Here is a 15,946-nt window from a genome sequence, read left to right on the forward strand (position 1 = left end):
GTTGCGGATCGGGGCACGGTGAAGGCATGCCTCTTCTCGGACCACTCGCGATCGTGTACGTCGTCTGGGGCTCGACCTATCTGGCCCTGAAGGTCGCCGTCGAGCACCTGCCGCCGCTGACCTTGAGCGCGGTGCGTTTCCTCGTCGCCGGGCTTCTTCTCTACGTCTGGTGTGCCTGGCGGCGCCGACGGCGGCCGGACCGGGGCTGGCACCGGCCCACCCGGGCGCAGTGGCGGGCCGGCCTGGTCCAGGGCCTGTTGTTGCCGGCCGCGGGCACCGGCGGGGCGACGTGGGCGGAGCAGGAGATCTCCTCCGGTACGGCGGCCCTGCTGCTCGCCACCATCCCGCTGTGGATGGTGCTGGGCACCCGGATCATCGACCGGGAACGGATCAGCGCGCCGGTCGCCGTGGGTCTGATCGCCGGGATCGCCGGTGTGGGCGTGCTGGTGAATCCGTTCTCCGGCACCGCGCCCGACCCGCTCGCCGCGGCGGTGGCACTGGGCGGGGCGATGTGCTGGGGTCTCGGCTCGGTGTACGGCCGGCACGCCGCGCACCCGGAGCAGCCGCTGCTGGCCAGCGCCGTGGAGATGATCTGTGCCGGCGCCGCCCTGGCCGTGCTCGGCGGGCTGGGCGGCGAGTTCGCCCGGATCGACCTGTCCGCCGACGTGACCGGCTCGCTGCTGGCGGTCGGCTACTTGATCGTGTTCGGCAGCCTGCTGGCCTACAGCGCGTACGAGTGGCTGCTGCGGCACGCGCCGGCCCGGGTCGCCGGCACGTACGCCTTCGTCAATCCGGTGGTGGCCGTGCTGCTCGGCTGGTGGCTGCTGGACGAGCCGCTGGGTGGTCGCACCGTCCTCGCCGGCCTGGTGATCGCCGGAGCGGTGGCGCTGATCGTGCTGCCCGGGCGACCCACGGCCGGCTCCCGGCGTCCCGAATTGCGGAGGGATCGACGCGATCCTATATTCCGGCTACGGGAACGTGCGCCGATGGGAGAACATCGATGTTCATCCGATCGATCCGGGCGGCAGTGAGTGCCGTCCTCGTGGTCGCGCTGGCGGCCGGCTGTGGCGGGGTGGGCAGCTCCGGCAAGGATTCCGGCAACGCCACGGTGACCCTGACCATGATGGGGTTCGGCACCGGTGACGAGGTGGCGCAGACACGGTTCGACGCCGCCAACGCCGCGATCGCCCCCAGCAGCGCCAAGGCGTCCGAGGGCAGCTTCAGCGCCCAGCAGTTCCTGTCCGCGGTGGCCTCGGGCAGCCCGCCCGACCTGGTCTACCTGGAACGACGGCTGCTCGGCACGTACGCGGTGAAGAAGGCGATCGTGCCGCTGACCGACTGTGTCGAGCGCGAGAAGATCGACCTGGGACAGTTCCGGCCGGCCGCGGTCGCCGAGGCCACCCTCGGTGGCACGCTGTACGGCCTGCCGGAGTTCTACAACAACCGGGTCCTGATGATCAACGACACCGCCTTCACCGAGGCCGGGCTGGACCCCGCGACGTTCTCCACCGCCGACTGGCCGGCCCTGACCGCCGCCACCCGGAAGCTGACCGCGGTGCGCGGCGGCAAGCTCGCCCGGATCGGCTTCGACCCCAAGATCCCCGAGTTCCTGCCGCTGTGGGCCCACGCCAACGGCGGCGCCCTGGTCAGCGAGGACGGGAAGAAGGCGCAGCTGACCGACCCGAAGGTGGTCGAGGCGCTCACCTTCACCGTCTCCCTGATCAACGCGCAGGGCGGCTGGGCGAAATTCAAGTCCTTCCGCGACTCGTTCGACTTCTTCGGCGCCAAGAACCAGTTCGCCACCGACCAGCTGGGCGCGTTCCCGATGGAGGACTTCTACCTGAACGTGCTGACCGAAAGCTCTCCCGACGTGAAGCTGACCGTCGCGCCGTTCCGGGGTGTCGACGGTCAGCCGGTGGACTGGATCACCGGCAACGCCTGGGCCATCCCGGCCAAGAGCCCGCACGCCGCCCAGGCCTGCAAGTGGATCAAGACGATGACCGAGAGCGGCTCCTGGATCGCCGCCGCGAAGGCGCGGGCGGCGGCCCGCCAGGCCGAGGGCGCGCCGTTCACGGGTCTGTTCACGGGCAACGTCAAGGCCGACGAGGTGATCTTCAAGGACGTCGTGAAGCCCACCGGCCATCCCGGTTTCGACAAGGCGGTGCAGACCGTCCTGCAGACCCAGCAGGCCGGGTTCTCGGAACCGGCCCTCGCTGCCGGCGAGGAGTTCAAGGCAGCCTGGCAGGACGCGGTCAACCGGGTGCTCTCCGGCAAACAGCGGCCGGCCGAGGCGCTGGCCCAGGCCCAGCAACAGGCCCAGGCGGCGCTGGACAAAGCCAACAGCGGCTCCTGAGATGACCGCGCGCCGCCGCGAGACCTGGGCCGCGTACGGCTTCCTCTCCCCCTGGATCGTCGGCTTCCTGGTGTTCCTGGCCGGCCCGATGGTCGCCAGCCTGGTGCTGTCCTTCACCGACTACGACGTGCTGACCAGTACGGACTTCGTCGGCGGGGAGAACTACCGGATGCTGCTGGCCGATCCGAAGGTGCGCGGCAGCCTGGCCAACACGATGTTCTACACCGTGCTGCACGTGCCGTTGACCATGGCCGTGGCCCTGGGGCTGGCGATGCTGCTGGCCCGGGCCGGGCGCCGGTCAGCGGGCTTCTTCCGGACGATCTTCTACCTGCCGACGATCACCCCCAAGGTGGCCGTGGGCGTGCTGTTCCTGCTGCTGTTCAACGGTCAGGTCGGCCTGGTCAACGGGGTGCTCGGGTTCCTCGGCATCAACGGGCCGGACTGGACCTCCGACGGGGCGTGGATCAAGCCCGGCATCGTGCTGATGAGCGCCTGGAGCCTGGGCAGCACGGTGATCATCTATCTGGCCGCGTTGCAGAACGTGCCGCGCGACCTCTACGAGGCGGCCGAGATGGACGGCGCGTCACCGTGGGCCCGGTTCCGGGCGGTGACCGTGCCGATGATCAGCGGCGCGCTGTTCTTCACGCTGATCATCAACACGATCAGCTCGCTGCAGACCTTCGACGAGGTCTACACCGCGTTCTTCGGCAGCGCCAACCAGCAGACCTACGGCAACGACGCGGCCCTGTTCTACGTCATCTACCTGTTCCAGCAGGCGTTCCAGTTCCTGCACATGGGTTACGCGTCGGCCCTGGCCTGGCTGCTGTTCCTGATCATCATGCTGATCACCCTGGTCCAGGTCGGGCTCAGCCGCCGCTTCGTCTACTACGAGAGCGAGTGAGGCGATGACCGCGCTGCAGGAGCCGCAGGCTCTGGCCCCCGTCGAGACCGGCCCGGGCCGGCACAGCGGACGCCGGCAGCGGCACCGGTGGGTGCTGTGGACCGCCCTCTCGGCGGCCGCGGTGATCTTCGTGTACCCGTTCGTCTGGCTGGTCAGCGCGTCGCTCAAGCCGCGTCCCGAGGTCTTCGACAACGCGCTGGTGCCGCGGCACTGGGCGCCGGAGAACTACGCCACCATCTGGTCGGCCGCGCCGGTGTTCACCTGGCTGGTCAACAGTGTCGTGGTCGCGCTGGCCGCGGCCGCCGCGGTGACCGTGTCGAGCGCGATCGTGGCGTTCGGCTTCGCGTACTTCCGCTTCCCCGGGCGCAACCTGCTGTTCGCCTCGGTGATCGGCACGATGATGCTGCCCGGCGCGGTCACGATGATCCCGACCTACCTCATCTGGAACGAGCTGGGCCTGGCCGCCACGCAGGTGCCGCTGTGGGCGACCAACCTGTTCGGCAGCGCGTTCTACATCTTCCTGATCCGGCAGTTCTTCCTCGGCGTGCCCCGGGAGCTGTTCGAGGCGGCCCGGGTGGACGGCGCCGGCTACTGGCGGCTGTTCTGGCGGATCGCGGTGCCGCTGTGCAAGCCGGCGCTCATCGTGTCGTTCGTGTTCGAGCTGCGGGCGAGCTGGTCGGACCTGCTCAAGCCGCTCATCTACCTGCGTGATCCCGCGCTGTTCACGATGCCCCGGGGCATGAAGTCGATCCTCGACCAGTTCGGCCAGGCCGGCGAGGCGCGGTGGGAGGTCGTGCTGGCCGGTGCCGTGCTCACCACCGTACCGATGATCATCGCCTTCTTCCTGTGCCAGCGATACTTTGTCGAGGGCGTGGCCACTCAAGGCCGCAAGGGGTGAGCAAAGAGATGCGAGCAGTCGATGTCGCCGTCATCGGAGCCGGCCCCACCGGGCTGTTCGCCGCGTACTACGCGGGCTTCCGCGGCCTGACCGTCGCGGTGGTGGACACGCTGCCGGAACCGGGCGGGCAGATCACCGCGCTGTATCCGGAGAAGGACATCTTCGATGTCGCCGGCCTGCCGTCGATCAAGGGCCGCGACCTGGTCACCAACCTGGTCGCCCAGGCGGCGCCGTTCGCGCCGCACTATCTTCTCGGGGTACGCGCGGAGGAGCTCTCCTACCGCGACGGGCTGCCGGTGTTGCACCTGGCCGACGGCAGCGACCTGGGCTGCGGCGCGGTCATCGTGACCGGTGGCCTGGGCAGCTTCACGCCACGCCCCCTGCCGGCCGCCCAGGGCTATCCCGGCACCGGGATCGTCTACTTCGTGCCACGGCCGGCCGACCTGGCCGGACATGACGTGCTCATCGTCGGCGGTGGCGACTCGGCCTTCGACTGGGCGCTCGCGCTGCACGCCGTGGCCCGCTCGGTCACCCTGGTGCACCGGCGCGACCGGTTCCGGGCCCACGCCGCCACGGTCGCCCGGGTCCAGGCGCTGCCCGTGACCATCCTGGTGAACGCGCAGGTCACTGCCCTGCACGGGGGCGAGACGGTGACGCACGCGGACGTGGCGGTGGACCGCGCCGGGACGAGCCGCGTACCAGTGGACACCGTGGTCGCCGCGCTCGGCTTCACCGCCGACCTCGGCCCGCTCGCGGAGTGGGGGATGCGGCTGGACCGCCGGCACATCGTGGTGAGCAGCACGATGGCCACCAACCTGCCCCGGGTGTTCGCCGCGGGCGACATCGTGGACTATCCGGGCAAGGTCCGGTTGATCGCCACCGGCTTCGGCGAGGCGGCCACCGCCGTGAACAACGCGGCCGTGGCCATCGATCCCGGCGCCCACCTGTTCCCCGGCCACTCCTCGGAGGGCGGCTGACGCGGCACAACTTCTGGCAATCGCTTGCCAATGCCCGGGACGGACGCATGGGATGGTGGGCGGACCGGACGTCCCGGCGAGGGAAGGACACTCCATGATCGGTGCGGCCGCTGTCACCGACCGGCTCGCCGGGATCGGCCGGCTGGGCGTCGCGTTCTCCGGCGGCGTGGACTCCTCCGTCCTGCTCGCCCTGGCGGTCCGGGCGCTGGGCCGTGACCGGGTCGTGGCGATCCTGGGCGTCTCCCCCAGCCTCGCCGCCGACGAACGTGCCGCCGCCCATCGGGTCGCCGCCCACATCGGCGTGACCGTCGTCGAGGTGGTCACTCACGAGGGCGACCGGGCGGCGTACCGGGCCAACGGGCCGGACCGCTGCTTCCACTGCAAGGACGAGCTGTTCACGGTGATCGCGGACGAGGTCGTGGCCGCGCACCGGCTGGACGCGGTCGCGTACGGGGAGAACGCCGACGACGCCCGCCGGCCGGACCGGCCGGGTGCCCGCGCCGCGGTCGAGCACCGGGTGCTGCGGCCGCTGGCGGACGCCGGGCTCGACAAAGCGGCGGTCCGCGACATCGCCCGGGAGCTGGGGCTGCCGTGCGCGGACAAACCGGCTGCGCCCTGCCTGGCGTCCCGGATCCCGCATTTCGCCGAGGTCGTGCCCCGCAAGCTGCGCCAGATCGACCAGGCCGAGGCGGCGCTGCGCCGGCTGGGCTTCACCGACCTGCGGGTACGCCACCACGGCGACATCGCCCGCGTCGAGTTGCCGCCCGGCGACCTGCCGCGCGCGGTCACCGATCCGCTGCGTACGGCGATCCGCGACGCCGTCGTGGCGGCCGGGTTCCGCTTCGTCACCGTGGACCTGACCGGCGTGCAGTCCGGCGCCTTCACCCTGCCGCTGGTCCGGGCCGGCGATGTCTGACGAGCTGTCCGGTTTCGCGCGGCTGGATCTGGAGCGCACCGCCCGCCGCGGCTATCCGGAAGCGGTCTACTGCGCGGGCAAGACGCCGGAGCAGGTGGCCGGCATCGCGGCCGCCGTGCGCGCCCGCCCCGACGTGGTCACGCTTTTCACCCGGGCCGGCCCGGAACACGCCAAGGCGATCCTGCAGGAGCTGCCCGACGCCGTCCACGACATCGAGGCGGCCCTGCTCGCCTGGCCGCCCGGACCGCCGGAGAGCACCGGCGGACTGATAGCCGTGGTCGCGGCAGGCACCTCGGACCTGCGGGTGGCCCGGGAGGCTGTGCAGACCGCGCGCTACCTGGGGCGGCGTACCGAGCTGGTGGTCGATGTGGGCGTGGCCGGTCTGCACCGCGTGCTGGGCCAGCTCGACCTGCTGCGCCGGGCGCGGGTCGTCGTCGTGGTCGCCGGGATGGACGGGGCTCTGCCCAGCGTGGTCGCGGGCCTGGTCGCCGCCCCGGTGGTCGCCGTGCCGACGTCGGTGGGCTACGGCGCCGCCTTCGGCGGACTGGCCCCGCTGCTCACCATGCTCAACTCCTGCGCGCCCGGGGTCGCGGTGGTCAACATCGACAACGGTTACGGCGCCGGCCACCTCGCCGCCCAGATCGCCGCCCCGGCCCCGGCGGACGACGCGTGAGCCGGCACGCGTGGATCGACGCGTCGGCGGGCGTGGCCGGCGACATGCTGCTCGGTGCCCTCGTTGACGCGGGAGCCGAGCTCGCCTCGGTTCAGCGGGCGGTCGACGCGGTGCTCCCCGGCTCGATCGAGCTCACGGCGACAGCGGTGACCCGGGCCGGGCTGCGGGCCCTCAAGGTCGACGCGCAGCCACTCGTGGCCGACCCGCCGCACCGCACCTGGCCCGGCATTCGCGAGCTGCTCACCCAGGCCGACCTCACCGGCCGGGTCCGCGACCGGGCGGGCGCGGTGTTCGCCCGGCTCGCCGACGCGGAGGCGCGGGTGCACGGCATACCGGTCGACGACGTGCACTTCCACGAGGTCGGTGCGCTGGACTCCATCGCGGACGTGGTCGGGGTCTGCGCCGCCCTGGAGGAGCTCGACGTCGCCACCGTGTCTGCCGGTGAGGTGGCGGTGGGCTCCGGGCGGGCGCGGTCCGGACACGGCGACCTGCCCGTCCCCGTGCCGGCTGTGGCCCAACTGGCCCGCGGCTGGCGGGTCCGGGCCGGTGGCCCCGGCGAGCTGGCCACCCCGACGGGGATGGCGGCGATCCGGGCCCTCGCGTCGTCCTGCGGAGACCTGCCGGCGATGACGGTCGAGGAGGTCGGGACCGGGGCCGGGGGGCGCGACACCCCGGGGCGGGCGAACGTGGTCCGGGTCCTCGTGGGCGTGCTGACGGCCGCGGAGCCCGCCGAGTCGATGATGGTGTTGGAGACCAACGTCGACGACCTCGACCCGCGGCTGTGGCCGGGAGTGCTGGCCGGGCTGCTGGCCGACGGGGCCGCCGACGCGTGGCTCGTACCCATCGTCATGAAGAAAGGCCGTCCCGCGCACACGTTGAGCGTGCTGTGCCGGCCGCAACGCGCCGGTGTGCTGCGCGAACGGATGCTCCGCGACACGAGCACGCTGGGTGTCCGCGAACAGGTGCTGCACCGCTACGCCGTCCCGCGGACCTTCGTGGACATCGAGCTGGACGGCGGCACGATCGCGGTCAAGGTGGCCCACCGGGACGGCGTCATCACGCAGGTCATGCCCGAGTTCGACGACGTCGCCGCGGCGGCCCGCCGGCTGGGGCGCCCCGAGCGGCTGGTGCTGCAGCAGGCCGCCGCCGCAGCGACCGCGGCCGGGCTGGTCGTGGGGGCCGCATACCACGACAGCCATGAATACCGGACCGGCGTCTTTTGACCGGACCCGGCCTACGATGAGCGACATGGGGCGACGCCCGACGATCTACGACGTCGCGCGGGAAGCCGGCGTGGCCGCCTCCACCGTGTCCCGGGCCTACTCGCGGCCGGGCCGGGTGCACGCCGAGACCGCCCAGAAGATCTTCCAGGCGGCGGAACGCCTCGGCTACCGGTCCGGTCCGCTCAACGGCCAGCAGCCCGGCGGCCGGCCCACGCACCGCTCGATCGGGCTGGTCATCGCCGACGTCACCAACCCGTTCTACGGCGAGATCATCAAGGGCGGGTACGAAGCCGCGCGCGAAGCCGGCTACCAGCTGGTCCTGTTGCACACCAACGAGTCACCGGAGGTCGAGCGGCAGACCATCGAGCGGGAGATGGAGCAGGTCGACGGCATCGTCATCGCCAGTTCCCGGATGAGCGACTCCGCGCTGCGGATGATGGCCAAACAGAAGCCGGTCGTGCTGCTCAACCGGATCATCCCCGAGGCCAGCTGCGTGGTGAACGACAACGAGCGCGGGATCCGGCAGGCGGCGGAACACCTGTGCGCGCTCGGCCACGATTCCGTGCTGTACGTGGCCGGCCCGGAGATCAGCTGGGCCGACGGGGTGCGCTGGCGGGCGTTGCGGGAGGCGGCGGCTCAGCTGCCGCTCGACGTACGGCGCATCGGCCCCAACGAGCCCACCGTGCTGGCCGGGCTGAGCGCCGCGCGCCGGGTGGCCGAGCTGGGTGCGACGGCGGTGCTCGCGTACAACGACATGCTGGCCATCGGGATCATGAACGGGCTGCACAAGCTCGGCGTCAGCGTCCCGCACGACGTGAGCGTGGTCGGCTTCGACAACATCGTCTACGACGAGCTGGTCAATCCGCAGCTGACCACGATCGCCTCGCCGCTGTACCGGATGGGCCTCACCGGGGTGCGCAACTGCATCGCGGTGTGGCACGGCACCCGGCCCAGCGGCACACCCCTGGTCCTCCCGGTCCGCCTGGTCGTCCGCCAGTCGACGACTCAGCGCAGGCGGAACAGCACCTCCCCGGCCCGCGGCACGACCAATGTGCCGGGGTCGGCGGTGAACTCGGCAACGTCGATCGTCGCCGGGTCCCGGTAGCCCAGGTTCAGCGCGCGGCAGGTCTCCTCGGGGATGCCGGTCGCCAGTGTCACGTCCACCCGCAGCCGTTCCTCGCCGGTCGCCGGGTCGTACGTGCCGGCCCCGCGCAGGTGCGTGGAGTGCGCGAGCACCCCCCAGTGGATGTGCTGGAAGGCGTCCCACTGCTCGACGAAATAGTCGCGGCAGTGGTAGCCGATCTCGTGGATCTCCGGGTGGCTGGTGGCGATCTCGCGGATGTGCGGGGCGTACAGGATGACCTCGCCGCCGTCGGCCACCACCGGCTCGACCTTGTAGAAGCCCTTGGCGCCGGTCCAGATCTCGCCGTACATGGCCGGGACCAGCGACAGCACCCGGCGGACCGGCGCGTCGAGGTAGGTCACGTGGGTCGCGGCGCTGATCTCCGCGGCGCTCTCCCAGGACGAGACGCAGTCGCCGAAGGAGACCGAGTGCAACGCGGTGCTGCGGTCGCTGTCCGCGGGGATGCCGTCGTCCTCCTCCGGCGTCTCGGCGGTCACCACGCACAGCGCGTACGTGCGTGCGGGGATCAGGGCGGCGCCGTCGTTGATCAGCGCCCGTACCGGGGTGACCTCGGTCGTACCGATGATCTCGGCCGAGGTGATCAGCGCGCCCAGCCAGTGCGACACGTCGATGATCTTCTGACCGGCCACGCCGGGGAAGAAGTACTTGTTGCCGCCGGACATGCCCACCACCTCGTGCGGCAGCACCGGCCCGACCACCAGGGCGATGTCGTGGTCGACCACCGCCCGGTTGAGCAGCACCTCCACGTCGCCGCTCATCCGGCCCTCGGACAGCTCCTCGATCCGCGCCGACGGAATGGTGCCGAGGTCGGCGAAGGTCTGCGGCTTCCACCACTCGTGGTTGCGCACCGTCGTGCCCGGATAGACCTCGGCCAGGTCCCGCCCGCGGTAGCCGAGGTGCTCGGCCAGCGCGTCGTCGCTCATCGCCCCGTGCGTGCCCAGCGCGATCAGCACGGTGAGCCGGGAGGCCCGCCCGTGCAGGGCCCGGTGCACCGCGCCGACCAGCAGGGGCAGCGGGCAGTTGCGGGTCGCGTCGGGGACCAGCACGCAGACGCTGAGCCCGTCGGCGTCGATGCCGGCCAGCTGTTCGGCGATGAAGTCGGTGACCTCGCGGGCGCCGAGGATCCGGTCCGCGCCACCGACCCGGGCGGCGCGCTGCCGGGTTCCGGTCGTCAGGGAAGTCATGTCCCTCATCCTCCGCCCTGCACCGGCAGATTGTGCCGGGCCCACTCGAACGAGATGCGGTGCGACTCGGCGCGGGAGTCCATGCTGGGCTCGTCCACCTCGATCATGAAGTCGCCGTCGTAGCCCGCCGGCACGGCCGCGAGCACCGCCGCGAAGTCGACGACGCCCAGGCCGGGCTCGGCCCACAGGCGCTTGGTGGCCTGCACCTCGTGGTAGCTCATTCCCTTCCGGCTCTCCGGGCTCAGCAGGTCCGGGAAGCAGTCCTTGACATGGATGCCGCCCATCCGGTCGGCGTAGCGCCGGATGAACGGCGCGGGGTCGATGCCGGCCCAGCGCAGGTGTCCGGTGTCCGGTCCGAAGCCGATCACGCCGGGGCCGAGGTCGTCGAGCAGGCGGACGATCTCGTCCTCGGTCTCGAAGACGCCGCCGACGTGCGAGTGGTGCAGCGGGCGCAGCCCTTCGGCCTGCAACACCCGGCAGACCGCGCCGCAGTAGTCGATCGCGCGGGCCAGCCGGCCCGCGTCGAAATCGGCGCCGACCGCCGGTTCGGCCATCCGGGCGGGCACGGCCATCGAGGAGATCATCGTACGGTCGAGGCCGAGCGCCACCTGGGTCGCCGCGAACCGTTTGGCCCGCTCGACCTCCGCGGCCGGGTCGACCGTCTCGTCGAACGGTGAACTGAACAGGCTCAGCGCCGGGGCCAGGCCGTAGCCGGCGATCCAGTCCCGGTACTCCGCCGGGGTCATGTCGTCGGGTACGTCGGCCTTGACCGCGGTGAAGCCGATCTCCTGGAAGTCGCGGAAGGCCTCGGCGAACACCTCCCGGGTCTTGCCGGCCCGGCTCCAGTACGGGATGGGATTCGCGGCGATGCGTGGTGTGCTCATGACAGGCGCACCGGCCTTCCGGTCCGCGCCGACTCGTACGCGCCGGTGATGACGCCGATCGACTGCCGGTTGGTCTCCAGGTCCACCCGCAACTGCTCGGTCCCGTCGAGCGCACCGAGGAAGTTGAGGTACTGCAACCGGTGGGCGTCGGACAGACTCCCGGGGTTGCTGCCCGCGGTGGGGACCGAGGTGCTCTGCGTCGTACCCATCAGCTTCTCCTCGGGCTCGCGGCCCGCCGCGGTGGCGTGGAAGAACGCGAGCTGGTCGTTGTCGATCACCGCCGAACCGCGGTCGCCGTGCACCTGGAGCCGGGCACTGAGCCCCGGATAGGCAGCCGTGGTGGCGTGCAGCACGCCCAGAGCCCCGTTCTCGAAACGCACGACGCCGGCCGCGACGTCCTCGACCTCGATCCGCTCGTGGGCCAGCGTGCCGGCGTACGCGAACACCTCCACCGGCCGGCCCAGCGCCGCGACCAGCAGGTCCACCGTGTGCACACCCTGGTTCATCAGCGCGCCGCCGCCGTCGAGCTCCCACGTGCCCCGCCAGTCACCGGAGTCGTAGTAGCTCTGCCCGCGCCACCAGTCGATCGACGCGATGCCGGAGGTCAGCCGGCCGAACTCCCCCCGGCCGATGGCGGCCAGGGTGGTCTCGGTGGCCGGGTCGAAGCGGTGCTGCGAGATCACCGTGACCAGCGTGCCGGCCTTGTCCCGGGCCGCGATGATCTCGTCCGTGCGGGCCACTGTCAGCTCGGCCGGCTTCTCGACGATGACGTGCTTGCCGGCCCGCAGCGCCTCGACGGCCACCTCGCCGTGCAGCCCGGTCGGCGTGCACACCACGACCACGTCGATCTCCTCGGCGGCCAGCGCGGCGGTGAGCGACGGGTACGGCCGGCCACCACGCTCGGCGGCGAGCTGCTCGGCCCGTACGGTGTCGACGTCGGCCACCGCGACCAGCTCGGCCCGGTCCGCCAGCTGGCTGACCACCAGCCCGTGGTGCCGTCCGATGACCCCGGCGCCCACCAGGGCGATCCTGCGCAGGTTGCTCATCTGTACTCGATTCCCTGGGTCGTGAGCAGGTCGGTGAACGCCTGCCAGGCGGTGCGGAACAGCTCCTCGCCGGAGAACCCGCCGGTGGCCGTGGCCGCGCTCAGGTGCGGTTCGAGCGAGAAGAACCCGTCGAAGCCGTCGTGGTGCAGCGCGCGGATGGTCCGGTCGACCTCACCGTCGCCCTTGCCGGCCGGGACCACGGTGCCGTCCCCGGCGAGCGCGTCCTTGATCTGGATGTACTCCACGTGCGGGCGCAGCACGGCGTACCCGTCGGTGTAGGGCCGGACCCCGACCTGGACGAAGTTGGCCGGGTCCCAGGCCAGCCGCAGGTGCGGCGAGCCGACGGAACGGACCACGTCCAGGCACCGGGCCGGCACGTCGCCGTAGATCTCCTTCTCGTTCTCGTGCAGCAGGATCAGGTCGGCGTCCTCGGCGACCCGGGCCAGCGCGCGCATCCGGTCGATGACCTCGTCGCGGTGGGCGGCCGGGTCCGCGCCGGGGCGCAGGAAGAAGGAGAAGATGCGCACGTACGGCGCGTCGAGCAAGCGCGCGACGTCGGCGGCGTGCCGCATCCGGTCCAGGTGCGGGGCGAAATCCTCGTCGATGAAGATCTTGCCGATCGGCGAGCCGATGCTGGACACCCGCAGGTCGTGGTCGGCCAGCGTGCGCTGCAGGACGCCGAGCTGGGCCGGATCCAGGTCGAGGATGTTGACCTGCCACGCGCTGCGGATCTCGGCGAACGTCAGGCCGAGGCCGGCCGCCACCCGGCACTGCTCGGTGAAGTCGGGGGAGATCTCGTCGATGAATCCGGAAAGAGTCCACACGGGCGCGTCTTCCTTTCCTGCGTCAGTCGTGCTGTCGGTAGATCTCGTGGACCAGACGCAGCGATCTGGCCCCTTCCCGCGGTCCGATCCAGAACGGCTCCGGGTCGGACCTGGTGCGGTAGAAGTCGGCGATGAGCAGCTCGTGCGAGGCTCCCCAGTAGGCCCGGCCGGCGGCGCCGGCCCGGCGTTCCGCGACCGTCTCGGTACGGCCGTCGGGGTAGCTCACCGTCAGATCGCCCCGGATCGTCAGCACCGCGCCCTCGGTGACGATCTCGATGGTCACCGGCGCGTCCGTGACGTGGGCGACGGTCGCGAAGAACACACTCCGGGCGCCGCCGGCGTGGTCGAGCACCGCGTGGGCGGTGTCCTCCACATCGACGATCCCGTCCAGCGCGTACTGCCCGGCGTGGCCGCGCACCCGTACCACGTCGCCGAGCAGCCACTCCAGCAGATCGAGGGTGTGGATCGCCTGGTTGATCAGGACTCCGCCGCCGCTGTCGCGCAGCCGCCCGCGCCACGGCCGGGACGCGTAGTACGCCGCGTCGCGGTGCCAGAGCACGCTGGCCGAGCCGCCGAGGACCGCGCCGAGCTGCCCGGAGGCGAGCAGTTCACGGGCCGCCCGGGTGGCCGCGTTGTACCTGTTCTGCAGGCAGATCCCGGCCCGCAGATCCGGGCGGGCCGCCGCGGCCTTGATCAAACGGTCCGCCTCGGCGATCGTGTGCGCGACCGGTTTCTCCACCAGGACGCCGGCGCCGGTGTCGAGGCAGTCGATCGCCACCTGGACGTGCTGGTGATGCGGGGTGCACACGTGCACGACCTCGGGGCGGGTGGCCTCGAGCAGCTGCCGGTGGTCGGTGAACGCCGGGACGCCGTACCGCTGGGCGGCAGCCCCGGCCCGGCCCGCGTCGGTGTCGCAGACGCCGACCAGCTCGACCCCCGCCAGGCCCTTGATCGCCTGCAGGTGCACCACCGAGACGTCCCCGCACCCGATGACCGCGGCCGTGATCATCGGGGTCACTTGACCCCGCCGGCGGTCAGCCCGCCGACCAGATAGCGTTGGAACAGCAGGTACAGCAGCACGACCGGGGCCGCGCAGACCAGCGCCGCCGCCATCATCTGCGAGTACACCGGCAACGCGCCACCCTCCTGGGTGGTCCCGAAGATCTGCAGCGCGACCGCGGCGGTCTGCGTCTCGGGCCGGGTCAGCACCGAGGCGAACAGCACGTCGTTCCAGCCCAGCAGGAACGCGAAGATCCCCGACACCACGATGGCCGGCAGGCTCAGCGGGACGATGATCCGGAACAGGATGGTCAGCGTGGACGCGCCGTCGACCCGGCCCGCCTCCTCCAGCTCGCGCGGCAGGCCGCGCAGGTAGGTGACCATCACCCAGGTGGAGAACGGCAGGGCGAAGGTGAGGTACGCGACGAACAGTCCCCAGCGGGTGCCGATCACCGTGACGCCCAGATAGGTGCCCGCCGAGGAGAACAGCACGAACACCGGCAGCAGCATCAGCGTGCCGGGGACGCTCTGCAGGCCGACCAGGCCGCGCAGGATGGTCACCCGGCCGACGAACGTGTAGCGGACCAGCACGTACGCGGTGATCGTGCCGAGCAGGGCCGAGGCCACCGCCACCAGGCCGCACACCAGCAGGCTGTTGAGGATGCCGGTGGACAGCCCGGCCGTGGTCCAGATCCTGGTGTAGCTCTCGCCGGAGAACGAGCTCGGCCAGAATTCCCCCTCGGCCACCCCGACGTCGGTGTTGAGCGAGGCCAGCACGATGTAGAGGATCGGCACCAGGACCAGCACGCACAGCCCGACGGTGATGATCGCCAGCAGCGGCGCGGGCAGCAGCCGGTGGGCCTCCCCCGCCGCGGTCCGGCGCCGGGAGCGGGCCGGGGGCGCGATCGCGGATGTGCTCATCTGCGGCCTCCCTCCTCGTGCACGTCCAGCCGGACCGCACGCAGATAGACGAACAGCGGGATGGCGATCAGCACCAGCGACACGACCGCCATGGCCGCGCTGAGCCCGAAGCGCAGGCTCTGGAAGCTGGTGACGTAGACCAGCATCGGCATCACGTTCACGTCATCCGGAGCAGGGGCACCGAACAACACGTACGGCAACGTGAAGTTGTTGATGTGGTTGAGGGTGGCCAACAGGCAGGCCAGCAGCACCGGGCCGCGCACGTACGGCAGGATCACCCGGCGCAGCTTCGGCCACCAGTCGGCCCCGTCGATGGCCGACGCCTCGTGCACCTCGCTGTCCACGCTCTGCAGCCCGGCCAGCGCCATCAGGTAGATGAACGGCCACGCGGCCCAGATCTCCACCAGGATCAGCGTCCAGTACGACCGCGGCCCGCTGAGCCACAGCCCGCCGTCGACCCCGATCCGGGTCAGCGTCGCGTTGACGATCCCGTCCGGCTGGAGCATCGTGCGCCACACCGAGGCCACCACGAACGACGGCAGCACGTACGGGATGAGGAACACCGCCCGCACCCAGCCCCGCCCCCGGTACGCGTTCTGGGTCACGATCGCGGCGGCCACCCCGAGCGGAACAGTGGCCACGGTCGCGATCACGGCGAACGAGACACTGATCCAGACCGAGTGCAGCAGCCCCGACTCGAACGCCTCGACGAAGTTGTCCAGCCCGATGAACGGGGCCTGCAGCCACCGCCGCAGCGTGTACTGGTCGAGATCGATCAGGGCGATGTAGAAGGCCAGCAGCAGCGGGATCCCGATGACCAGCGTCATCAGGGTGCCGCCCGGGATCAGCAGCCACAGCGGCCGCTGGCGTTCGGTGACGCCCCGGCGCCGCGGCCCGGCCTTCGCCTCCGGCGGCTCCCGGCCGGCCGGGTCGCGACCGGCGGTGGTGGCCGCCGGCCCGTCCCCGACCGTACGCGTGGTCGTGCGGTCGTCCGTCATGACGC

General features: G+C 71.6%; 16 protein-coding genes. 9 read left to right on the plus strand and 7 right to left on the minus strand.

Features of this window, described 5'->3' with window-relative positions; all coding sequences use genetic code 11:
• Positions 1 to 26: 26 nt before the first annotated feature.
• From AB0C12_RS41955 to AB0C12_RS41995, 9 genes are all read left to right on the plus strand, one after another.
• Positions 27 to 1,031, plus strand: coding sequence for an EamA family transporter (locus tag AB0C12_RS41955; protein ID WP_360556582.1), 1,005 nt, complete (start codon positions 27 to 29; stop codon positions 1,029 to 1,031).
• Complete coding sequence (locus AB0C12_RS41960; RefSeq protein ID WP_360556583.1) at positions 1,001 to 2,353, plus strand: extracellular solute-binding protein; 1,353 nt, start codon at positions 1,001 to 1,003, stop codon at positions 2,351 to 2,353. Before AB0C12_RS41955 ends, AB0C12_RS41960 begins: the two co-directional genes overlap by 31 nt.
• Position 2,354: 1 nt before the next feature.
• Positions 2,355 to 3,254 carry a sugar ABC transporter permease gene (locus AB0C12_RS41965; protein ID WP_360556585.1) on the plus strand — a complete coding sequence of 300 codons (900 nt, stop codon included), beginning with the start codon at positions 2,355 to 2,357 and terminating at the stop codon, positions 3,252 to 3,254.
• Positions 3,255 to 3,258: 4 nt separating this feature from the next.
• Positions 3,259 to 4,152: a carbohydrate ABC transporter permease gene (locus AB0C12_RS41970; RefSeq protein ID WP_360556587.1), complete on the plus strand. Its 894-nt coding sequence runs from the start codon at positions 3,259 to 3,261 to the stop codon at positions 4,150 to 4,152.
• Positions 4,153 to 4,160: 8 nt separating this feature from the next.
• A complete protein-coding gene (locus AB0C12_RS41975) occupies positions 4,161 to 5,129 on the plus strand; it encodes an NAD(P)/FAD-dependent oxidoreductase (protein WP_360556589.1) in 969 nt (322 codons plus the stop codon).
• Positions 5,130 to 5,223: 94 nt separating this feature from the next.
• Positions 5,224 to 6,045 (plus strand): ATP-dependent sacrificial sulfur transferase LarE, encoded by an 822-nt coding sequence (gene larE / locus AB0C12_RS41980; protein ID WP_360556591.1) that lies wholly within the window; start codon positions 5,224 to 5,226, stop codon positions 6,043 to 6,045.
• Positions 6,038 to 6,718: a nickel pincer cofactor biosynthesis protein LarB gene (gene larB, locus AB0C12_RS41985; RefSeq protein WP_360556593.1), complete on the plus strand. Its 681-nt coding sequence runs from the start codon at positions 6,038 to 6,040 to the stop codon at positions 6,716 to 6,718. Before larE ends, larB begins: the two co-directional genes overlap by 8 nt.
• Positions 6,715 to 7,941 carry a nickel pincer cofactor biosynthesis protein LarC gene (gene larC, locus AB0C12_RS41990; protein ID WP_360556595.1) on the plus strand — a complete coding sequence of 409 codons (1,227 nt, stop codon included), beginning with the start codon at positions 6,715 to 6,717 and terminating at the stop codon, positions 7,939 to 7,941. Before larB ends, larC begins: the two co-directional genes overlap by 4 nt.
• A gap of 25 nt (positions 7,942 to 7,966) precedes the next feature.
• Entirely contained in the window at positions 7,967 to 9,046 is a 1,080-nt protein-coding gene (locus tag AB0C12_RS41995; protein ID WP_360556597.1) for a LacI family DNA-binding transcriptional regulator, read from the plus strand.
• On the opposite strand, the gene AB0C12_RS42000 is transcribed toward AB0C12_RS41995, so the two are convergent.
• Genes AB0C12_RS42000 through AB0C12_RS42030 form a run of 7 tightly spaced genes read right to left on the minus strand, consistent with a single transcriptional unit; the run spans position 8,947 to position 15,941 of the window.
• A complete protein-coding gene (locus AB0C12_RS42000) occupies positions 8,947 to 10,269 on the minus strand; it encodes a lactate racemase domain-containing protein (protein WP_360556599.1) in 1,323 nt (440 codons plus the stop codon). The two genes, AB0C12_RS41995 and AB0C12_RS42000, sit on opposite strands and share 100 nt — an antisense overlap.
• A gap of 5 nt (positions 10,270 to 10,274) precedes the next feature.
• Positions 10,275 to 11,153, minus strand: coding sequence for a sugar phosphate isomerase/epimerase (locus AB0C12_RS42005; RefSeq protein WP_360556601.1), 879 nt, complete (start codon positions 11,151 to 11,153; stop codon positions 10,275 to 10,277).
• Positions 11,150 to 12,199, minus strand: a complete 1,050-nt coding sequence (locus tag AB0C12_RS42010; protein ID WP_360556603.1) for a Gfo/Idh/MocA family oxidoreductase — start codon at positions 12,197 to 12,199, stop codon at positions 11,150 to 11,152. The genes AB0C12_RS42005 and AB0C12_RS42010 overlap by 4 nt, the downstream gene beginning before the upstream one ends.
• Entirely contained in the window at positions 12,196 to 13,023 is an 828-nt protein-coding gene (locus AB0C12_RS42015) for a sugar phosphate isomerase/epimerase family protein (RefSeq protein WP_360556605.1), read from the minus strand. Before AB0C12_RS42015 ends, AB0C12_RS42010 begins: the two co-directional genes overlap by 4 nt.
• A 22-nt stretch (positions 13,024 to 13,045) precedes the next feature.
• Entirely contained in the window at positions 13,046 to 14,032 is a 987-nt protein-coding gene (locus tag AB0C12_RS42020) for a Gfo/Idh/MocA family oxidoreductase (protein WP_360556607.1), read from the minus strand.
• 5 nt (positions 14,033 to 14,037) lie between these two features.
• Positions 14,038 to 14,943, minus strand: coding sequence for a carbohydrate ABC transporter permease (locus AB0C12_RS42025; RefSeq protein WP_360556609.1), 906 nt, complete (start codon positions 14,941 to 14,943; stop codon positions 14,038 to 14,040).
• Entirely contained in the window at positions 14,940 to 15,941 is a 1,002-nt protein-coding gene (locus tag AB0C12_RS42030; protein WP_360556611.1) for a sugar ABC transporter permease, read from the minus strand. Before AB0C12_RS42030 ends, AB0C12_RS42025 begins: the two co-directional genes overlap by 4 nt.
• Positions 15,942 to 15,946: the final 5 nt, after the last annotated feature.

The sequence above is a fragment of the Actinoplanes sp. NPDC048967 genome, from assembly GCF_040649415.1.
GTDB lineage: Bacteria > Actinomycetota > Actinomycetes > Mycobacteriales > Micromonosporaceae > Actinoplanes.